We start from the raw sequence: 2,037 nt of genomic DNA on the forward strand, positions 1-2,037 counted from the left end.
AAATATCGCGATTGCATTCAGGTCCTGCATCATATTCCCATATTTGGAATTATCATTCCCATTTCAAGCAATATTACCACACTAAGAAGAATAGTAGAATGCGTTCCAATCAAAACATGAAAGGAACGCGGGATGGGAAACCAGGATAAATCCATCAACTACATCGAATTTCCTCTGCTGAAAAATGAAGAGACCAAGAGCTTCTACACCTCTGTGTTTGGCTGGGTCTTTGAAGACTGGGGGCCAAGCTACATCAGCTTTTCCGGTGCTGGTGTGGAGGGCGGTTTTAATGGAGAAAGCGGGTTTCCGGTTCAGGCTCCCGGTGTGCTGGTGGTGCTTTATGCGGCGGATCTTGAGGGCACGCTAAAGGCCGTCCGTACAGCTGGCGCGGCGATCTTGCAGGACATCTATTCTTTCCCTGGCGGGCAGCGGTTTCATTTTGCAGATCCCAACGGGAACGAACTTGCAGTGTGGACGGAGGCTTCGTCATGAACAAGCGTATTTTGGTCACCGGAGCCAACGGGACAATCGGCCTGCATCTCCTCAGAGAGTTAAAGCAAACACCGTGGCATGTGCGTGCTTTGGTGCGCAGTACGGAAAATTCACGGCTGGTTTCATCCATGGGCGCTGAGGCGGTTCGGGGAGATTTTTCTGATCTGCCTTCTCTCTTTGAGGCGATGGCGGGCATTGACACACTGGTACTGATCACTTCGGCCACCCCACAGGCAGCACAACAGGCAGCACAACAGGCTTCTGCTGTGCTTCATGCGGCATTGGAGAGCGGTGTGCGCAAAGTGGTTCGCATTTCGGCCATCAAGGCAGATGCTACCGGGCCAACGGCGAACACTGTGTTGCATGCAGCAACCGAGGATGAGCTTGTTCGCTCCGGGATGGAGTATGTAATCCTGAGACCTAATCTTTTTATGCAAAACATGTTTCTGGCAACGCAAACCATAGCAGAACATAGCAGCTTCTTCTTTGGCATGGGTGATGCCCGGATGGGGATGGTAGACACACGCGATGTGGCTGAGTGCGCCGTAGAATGCGTGCTGAGTGATCATTTCAACGGCGACATCTTTGAGGTAACGGGAGCAAAGAGCCTTTCTTATTTTGATGTTGCGTCGGCACTCAGCGAAGAACTCAAGCGCACCATCACCTATGTGCCTGTCATGCCGCAGGATGTGTATGATGGTATTGTTGGTGCGGGTTGGGATGAGTGGATTGTAGGCATCTCTCGCGATTATGCGCAGGCCTATCGCAGTGGTTGGGGGGACTTCACAACGGATGCCGTTTCTACAATCTGCGGGCGCCCACCGCGCAGCATCAAAACTTTCATCCGTCAGGTGTTTTGCGCCAAGGCCGCTTTGAGCGTGTCGATTGGGCCGCCTTGACCAACCATATGTCGTGCTACCAATTATCCGTCAATTGTAACCGCTTATGCGATTTCTTCAGGCACAATTCAGTTTCATGTTCTTTGTAGATGTGAAAGAGTTGAGGCAAATATTGGGTGCACTTCGCCCTAGTGGAAGGAACACATGCGCGTATTGTTGGTTGAGGACGAGCGGCTGATTGCGGATGCAATCAAAGCTTTTCTGGAGCGGCATGAATTTATCGTGGACTGGGTCGATGACGGTCTTTTGGCAGAAGACGCTCTGAGAACCGGAGAATTTGACCTGGTTATTCTGGATCTGGGGTTGCCGGGTCAGGATGGTCTGGAGTTTTTGCGGGCCGTTCGCGACGACAAAGCGGATGTGCCGATCCTGATCCTGTCTGCGCGGGAAACCACCAAGAACCGGATTGACGGGCTTAATCTGGGTGCAGATGATTATCTGACCAAACCTTTTGACATGGAAGAACTTCTGGCCCGCTGCCGCGCACTGGTGCGGCGCTCTGTAGGGCGTACGCGCATGTTGTTGCAGCATGGGGTGTTGACGCTGGATCTGGACCAGAAAAAAGCCTGCTATAACGGGGCAGAGGTGGTGCTGCAGCCCCTCGCCTTCCGCCTGTTGACCATTTTGTTGGAGCGGCGGGGCCGTG

3 protein-coding genes are annotated in these 2,037 nt (G+C 52.7%); all 3 read left to right on the forward strand.

Annotated features, from left to right (window positions below; genetic code table 11):
- The first annotated feature begins 132 nt into the window (after nt 1-132).
- Complete coding sequence (locus tag PPL9_RS24905) at nt 133-492, forward strand: VOC family protein (protein ID WP_057465226.1); 360 nt, start codon at nt 133-135, stop codon at nt 490-492.
- Entirely contained in the window at nt 489-1,391 is a 903-nt protein-coding gene (locus PPL9_RS24910) for an NAD(P)H-binding protein (protein WP_057465227.1), read from the forward strand. The genes PPL9_RS24905 and PPL9_RS24910 overlap by 4 nt, the downstream gene beginning before the upstream one ends.
- 144 nt (nt 1,392-1,535) lie before the next feature.
- On the forward strand, nt 1,536-2,037 hold a 502-nt coding region (locus tag PPL9_RS24915; RefSeq protein WP_082597105.1), incomplete at its 3' end, for a response regulator transcription factor.

The sequence above is a fragment of the Pseudovibrio sp. POLY-S9 genome (genome assembly GCF_001431305.1).
In the GTDB taxonomy this organism is placed as follows: domain Bacteria; phylum Pseudomonadota; class Alphaproteobacteria; order Rhizobiales; family Stappiaceae; genus Pseudovibrio.